The 6,072-nt window shown below is 50.1% G+C and carries 7 protein-coding genes; 2 read left to right on the top strand and 5 right to left on the bottom strand.

Features of this window, described 5'->3' with window-relative positions; genetic code table 11:
• Both DEALDRAFT_RS12085 and DEALDRAFT_RS12080 read right to left on the bottom strand, forming a co-directional pair.
• Positions 1-902: Na/Pi cotransporter family protein (locus tag DEALDRAFT_RS12085; RefSeq protein ID WP_008517831.1), on the bottom strand; the 902-nt coding region annotated here is incomplete at its 3' end.
• Between the two features lie 93 nt (positions 903-995).
• The gene (locus DEALDRAFT_RS12080) at positions 996-1,928 is read right to left on the bottom strand and encodes a hypothetical protein (RefSeq protein ID WP_008517829.1); all 933 of its coding nucleotides are present in this window, start codon (positions 1,926-1,928) and stop codon (positions 996-998) included.
• Between the two features lie 212 nt (positions 1,929-2,140).
• Here DEALDRAFT_RS12080 and queF point away from each other — a divergent pair, with 212 nt between their 5' ends.
• Both queF and DEALDRAFT_RS12070 read left to right on the top strand, forming a co-directional pair.
• Positions 2,141-2,533: a preQ(1) synthase gene (gene queF, locus DEALDRAFT_RS12075; protein WP_008517827.1), complete on the top strand. Its 393-nt coding sequence runs from the start codon at positions 2,141-2,143 to the stop codon at positions 2,531-2,533.
• A complete protein-coding gene (locus DEALDRAFT_RS12070; RefSeq protein WP_008517826.1) occupies positions 2,526-3,215 on the top strand; it encodes a queuosine precursor transporter in 690 nt (229 codons plus the stop codon). Before queF ends, DEALDRAFT_RS12070 begins: the two co-directional genes overlap by 8 nt.
• Positions 3,216-3,249: 34 nt before the next feature.
• On the opposite strand, the gene DEALDRAFT_RS12065 is transcribed toward DEALDRAFT_RS12070, so the two are convergent.
• From DEALDRAFT_RS12065 to DEALDRAFT_RS12055, 3 genes are all read right to left on the bottom strand, one after another.
• Positions 3,250-3,468, bottom strand: coding sequence for a YlzJ-like family protein (locus DEALDRAFT_RS12065; protein WP_008517824.1), 219 nt, complete (start codon positions 3,466-3,468; stop codon positions 3,250-3,252).
• Entirely contained in the window at positions 3,469-4,236 is a 768-nt protein-coding gene (locus tag DEALDRAFT_RS12060; RefSeq protein WP_008517822.1) for a ClpP family protease, read from the bottom strand.
• 67 nt (positions 4,237-4,303) lie between these two features.
• A complete protein-coding gene (locus DEALDRAFT_RS12055; RefSeq protein ID WP_008517820.1) occupies positions 4,304-6,013 on the bottom strand; it encodes a ribonuclease J in 1,710 nt (569 codons plus the stop codon).
• Positions 6,014-6,072: the final 59 nt, after the last annotated feature.

Below are 6,072 nucleotides of genomic sequence, written 5' to 3'. Positions count from 1 at the left end.
CTCTCCACCAATGCCTGAAACGGACCCAAAAAAAGCAATAGTAAAATGGCTCCTCCCAGATTATACAGGGTATGGGCGTTGGCCAGCTGACGGGGCAGCGCATCGGAGCTGGCTGCCGCCAGGCGGATAAACAATGAAAAGAACGGCAAGACCAATAAAACACTGCACAGGTTAAAAAACAAGTGGGCAAAAGCAGTCCGCCGGGCTGCAATGCCGGTACCCAAACCGGCCAGCAGCGTGGTAACACAAGTCCCCACATCCGCACCCACAATAACCGCGGCACCGGCAGCCAGGGATAATACCCCTTCCTTGGCCAGCGAAATGGCCATGGCCACAACGGCACTGGAGCTTTGAATCAAAGCGGTGAGGGCAGCTCCGGCAAAAATGCCGGTAAGGGGGTACACAGCAGCGGAACTTAGCAAATTCTGTGCAAACTTGCTTTCCGCCAGGGGTGCAAGGGCCCCGCCCATATTTTCCAAGCCAAACAACAGCACGCCAAGCCCCAATAGAGCCCGGCCCACCTGCCGGTGCCGCTGCCGGCCGGCCACAATTAATATCGCCCCTGCCACAGCAAAGTACAGAGCATATTCATACAGGTCAAATGATATCATCTGACCGGTCACCGTGGTCCCCACGTTGGCTCCAATCATCACGGCAATGGCCGGGCGCAGGCCGATTATTCCCGCATTAACCACTCCTACCAGTACAACGGTGACCAGGGAACTGCTTTGTGTCAGGCCAGAAAATATCAGACCGCACAGAAAAGCACTGAAGCGATTGCCGGTGAAGTGTTGTACACCGGCAGCAAAGGAAGATCCGCACAGATTTTCCAGGCCGGAAGACATAAGCCGCAGACCACCCAGGAACAAAAACAGACCCACTGCCAATAGCAGAATTAACATGATATCACCTACGTGAAATCCTATGCTCCTGTAAAGAAATTAATTGCTGGAAAAAAGAGGCGGAAAACAAAAAGACGAACAACATTGTCCGTCTTAATCCCCTGACTGTAAATCAGCTATAATTTCCGCCAGTTTCTCAGAATCCAGAGCGAAAGCGTTTATCTGCTCCTTATCCCGATATATGACGGTGACCGTTTCATCCTCTGCTACCTGCAGAATCACTTCGCTTTTATCACTTAAGTATACGGTAACGGCCTGTGCAGATACGGTCACAGCTTCCTTCTTTTCCAATTGGCTAAAATGTTCATTAAAGGTTTCTGCCAAATCCTTAAAATCGGCGGTGTCATCCAGGATCAAAACCTCGGCCATGCCAGGGGATTCTACCTGTACTTCCTTAATATTTGCAATCTCCAGGGGGACGGGTTTGGGAATATCCTCCACAGCAGTAAACTCTGTATTGTAAATCATGTTTTCGGCCATACCGTCCAGACCCACAAGTATTGTCCCTTCAGCGTCAAGCAGGCTGAATTTTTGAGCACTGGCTCTGTTTCTTAAAACAATAATAAAACCCTGTTCATTAACCACATCTATCTCTTCTTCGATAATTTTCCAGTTCTTCAGGGTCATGACCACCTGCACCGGCAGAGCCGGGTCCTCATCTCCCTGCAGAACAGAATCTATCTGGCCAAAGACAATGGTGTCATTTTCATGCCGCACCTGGCTGACGGCTATATTATCCGGCTCAGCTGCCTTTCCACCGGCAATCAGCAAAACTCCCTCTTTATCCACCAGAAAAAGGTGGAGATTTCTGCTGTCGGCCGCCGTTTCGTGCTGAGCCAATACCAGCATTCCGCCGCGGTAAGCTTCAGTATAGAGTACCCTTACCTTCCCTTCTCCGGGAAAAAGGCTGTTATAGGCGGCAGAGACCTGCTCTATGGCGCCTATGGTGTTGAAGGAAAACAGATCATTGCAACCTGTCAGAAAAAGCAGTACTAACAATATGGTTATCATTTGTTTTAACTTCATGTCTTCCCCCATCTCAGTCTCTTTCTAGCAGAATATTATTGCACATCACTACTATGATTTCCTTTTTTTTCTTGTATTATCTGCCGCCGCAAATTAATACAGATTTTGCACCGGCGCTATTGCGTCTGTGGGCGTTCCCTGATAAACTGATACATTAGAGGAAGATGGCGGTCGCGGCTACCCGCCTTACCAAAACAAAGGAGGTTAATGCTTTGCATAATGAATTTGAGGTTCTCGGCAAGAATGTGCCCGAACCGCGCCGTAAGCTGGAGGTCTTTGAAAAACCGGCCGGCGTGGACCGGGTGGTGCTGGAAAGTGATGAGGTTACCAGTCTGTGCCCTGTCACAGGCCAACCAGACTGGGAGACGGTTATCATCGAGTATGAACCGGACCGATACTGTATTGAAAGCAAAAGCCTGAAACTATATTTTTGGAGTTTCCGGCAGGAAGGGGTTTTCTGTGAAGGGCTGGCGGCGCAAATTGCCAATGATGTCCATGCAGCCTGTAAACCTTTCTTCTGTAAAGTGACGGTAATCCAAAAACCCCGTGGCGGCATTACCATTACCGCCAGTGCCACCGCAGGCGGTGAGAAAAACAATGAATAGCACACCGCAAATGCAGGGCAACCATAGCGGGTTTTCATCTGATGACAAACTTTTCCTCTTGATTAGTTGCTGCTTTGTAACCCTGCTGGTTATCAGCAACATAATCGCCGCAAAAATTATTATGGTGGGCAATATCGTAGCCCCCGCCGCAGTGCTTGGCTATTCCCTTACATTCTTGGCCACCGACACCATGTCTGAAGTTTGGGGAAAAGAGCGGACCCGTTTTGTGGTCAATGTGGGTTTTTTCGTTTCCGTGTTGGCGGCACTTTTAGTCCGGGGCGCCATCGCCATGCCCGCCGCTCCCTTCTGGGAAGGTCAGGCGGAGTTCGTGACGGTCCTGGGAGGGAACCTGCGCATCACCGTGGCCAGCCTGGCCGCCTACCTGATCAGCCAGCACCATGACGTGTGGGCCTTTCAGTTCTGGAAAAGAAAAACAGGCGGGCGACACCTCTGGCTGCGCAATAATCTTTCCACCGGTGTTTCTCAGCTGTTGGACACTGCCCTGTTTATTACCCTGGCTTTTGCCGGCACCGCCACTCCGTTGTTGCCCATGATTTTAGGCCAATACATTCTAAAAGTGGCCATCGCTCTCTTAGACACACCCCTTGTCTACCTGGCGGTTCATTTGATCCGCAAAAAAAATACACCGACTGCTACCGGGGCCAATATGACAACAAGATGATACTGCAAAGAACCAGGCAATTTGCCTGGTTCTTTTATATTGGTTTGTATTCAATTATACAGCCTGGTTGGACAGCAGGATCCAGGTAGTCGGCAGGGTTTGAGGATATCAGGCGCACAACTTTAGCCTGATTTTGACCTGTTTCCTCCACCATCAGGGTTCCCCCGTTTTTCCAGGGGATTTCTGAGTACTTGGGCTGATATGAATCGCTGCCCTCCATTACCACTTCCAGGGGCATTATGGTGTAGAGCATTTAGTGCACCACCCCGCCTCCGCGCGCATCAATAAGCTCCTGGAGCTTCTGCACCGCCTGAGCCAAACCACCCACTTCATCTATAAGGCCGTCTTTTACTGCATCGGGGCCTACCATGACCGTACCGATGTCGCGGGCCAGCTGGTCGGTGCAAAACATCAGATGCCGGAACTTATCTTCCGTCACGCGGGAATGCTTTGTGACAAACTTTATTACTCTGTCCTGCATCTTGTCCAGATATTCGTAGGTTTGGGGCACACCGATGACCAGGCCGCTTAACCGGATGGGGTGCACAGTCATGGTGGCGGTTTCGGTGATAAACGAATAATCCGCACTGACTGCAATGGGCACACCGATACTATGGCCGCCTCCCAATACCAGTGATACAGTGGGCTTGGAAAGTGTATCCACCATCTCGGCAATGGCCAAACCCGCCTCCACATCACCGCCCACAGTATTGAGGATGATGAGCAACCCTTCAATTTTGGGGTTCTGCTCGATGGCCACCAGTTGGGGTATTACATGCTCGTACTTGGTGGTTTTGTTTTGGGGAGCCAGGGTAATATGGCCTTCTATCTGACCGATGATGGGGATGCTGTGAATACTGCTTTCCTGCTGCTGGGGAACATTTGTCTGGCCCAATTGCTGAATATTTTGCAATGTGCCTTGCTGCTGTTCTTTTTCTTTGACCGGTTCCTGCGTTTCCGGGGCCGGTCGCGACCGTTTGGTCTGAGGTGTACGTTGTCTGCGATGGGAATACTCCGTCAAGATATCACTTCCTCAAAAGTCATTTCTCTGTATCTAGTATCCCATCCAGACCGCAGGTTATACTTCGTTATATTTCCATGACAACCGGTAAAATCATGGGGCGGCGATGCATTTTTTCCCAGACAAACCGGGACAGGGAATCTTTGACCTGATTTTTCACCACCGACCAGTCGGTCTTTTTGCCGTTAACGGCCTTGTTCAGGGTTTTTGTCACGTGTTCCCGTGCTTCTTCCATCAAAGTCTCCGATTCACGCACATAAACAAATCCGCGGGAATATATTTCCGGTCCGGAAACGACCTGGGATGTTTCTTTGTTTACTGTAAGCGCCACAATAAGAATACCGTCTTCGGAAAGCAGTTTCCTGTCTCTGAGGACGATACTGCCCACATCACCCACGCCAAGTCCGTCTACCAGTATCCGGCCCGATGTAACCGAACCTGCCACTCTGCCGGACTTTTGGGTAAACTCCAGAATCTGGCCGTTTTCGGCGATAAATACATTGTCCGGTTTGATACCGACTTTTTCAGCAACTTTGGCATGATGAATAAGGTGGCGGTGTTCACCGTGAACAGGAATCAGGTATTTAGGACGCAGCATATTCAGCATCAGCTTCAACTCTTCCTGTGAAGCATGACCGGATACATGAACACCTGAAACTCGCTCATAAATTACATTGGCACCACGTGCAAACAGATTGTCGATGGTGCGGGAAACCAATTTTTCATTACCGGGAATGGGCGTGGCCGCAATCACCACTGTATCGCCAGGAATAATTTCCACTTTACGGTGCTCAGCCTTGGCTATTCTGGTCAGAGCAGACATGGGCTCACCCTGGCTGCCGGTGGTGATAATCACCGCTTTATTTGGCGGCATAGAACGCAGCTCGTCCACCTCCACCAAGGTTCCGTTACAAACCTTCAGATAACCCAACTCCTGAGCTACCTGGACAACATTGACCATTGATCTTCCCACCACCGCTACTTTACGGTTATAGTGGCATGCCGCATCAATTACCTGTTGAATGCGATGAATATTTGATGCGAAAGTGGCCAGAATAATCCGCTGCTTGGCGGTGCGGAAAATTTCCATTATGGAAGCGCCAACCTCTTTTTCCGACAAGGTATAGCCGGGTCTTTCCGCATTGGTGCTGTCGGACATGGCCAGCACACCCTTTTCCCCCAGCTTGGACAGGCGGTGGTAATCGGTGGGTTTATCATTAACCGGTGTCTGGTCAAACTTAAAGTCACCGGTATGAACAATGGTGCCCACCGGGGTTTTTACCGCAATGCCCACCGAGTCGGGGATACTGTGATTGGTGCGGAAAAATTCCACCTTAAAGACACCCAGCTGCAGCTTATCCTCGGGACGAACCACATTCAGGGTACAGTCACCAAGAATATGATGCTCGCGCAGCTTTCGCTCCACCAGACCCAGGGTCAGCTTGGTCCCGTATACGGGCACATCCAGCTGCGGCAGGGTGTAGGGCAGTCCGCCGATATGATCCTCATGACCATGGGTCAGCACAATACCCTTAATTTTATCTTTGTTCTCCACCAGATAGGTAATATCCGGTATTACCACATCGATGCCCAGCATTTCATCCCCGGGGAAAGCGAGTCCGGAGTCTATAACCAGGATTTCATTTTCGTAGCGGATGGCATACATGTTTTTGCCAATCTCGCCGATGCCGCCAATGGGAATAATCTGCACTTTTCCCGTGCTTGGAGCCTGTTTTACTCTGGCTCTTCTTTTAGCGTAAGTATTAGTATTTGCCACTAAGCTCACCTCCTTTTTCTGTGTATGCGTCCAAATATCACTAAAAGTCATTATACTAA

Origin of the sequence: Dethiobacter alkaliphilus AHT 1 (assembly GCF_000174415.1) — a bacterium.
Classification (GTDB): Bacteria; Bacillota; Dethiobacteria; order Dethiobacterales; family Dethiobacteraceae; genus Dethiobacter; species Dethiobacter alkaliphilus.
Note: the sequence above shows the minus strand (reverse complement) of the source record. Positions and strands in the feature narration are given on the sequence as shown.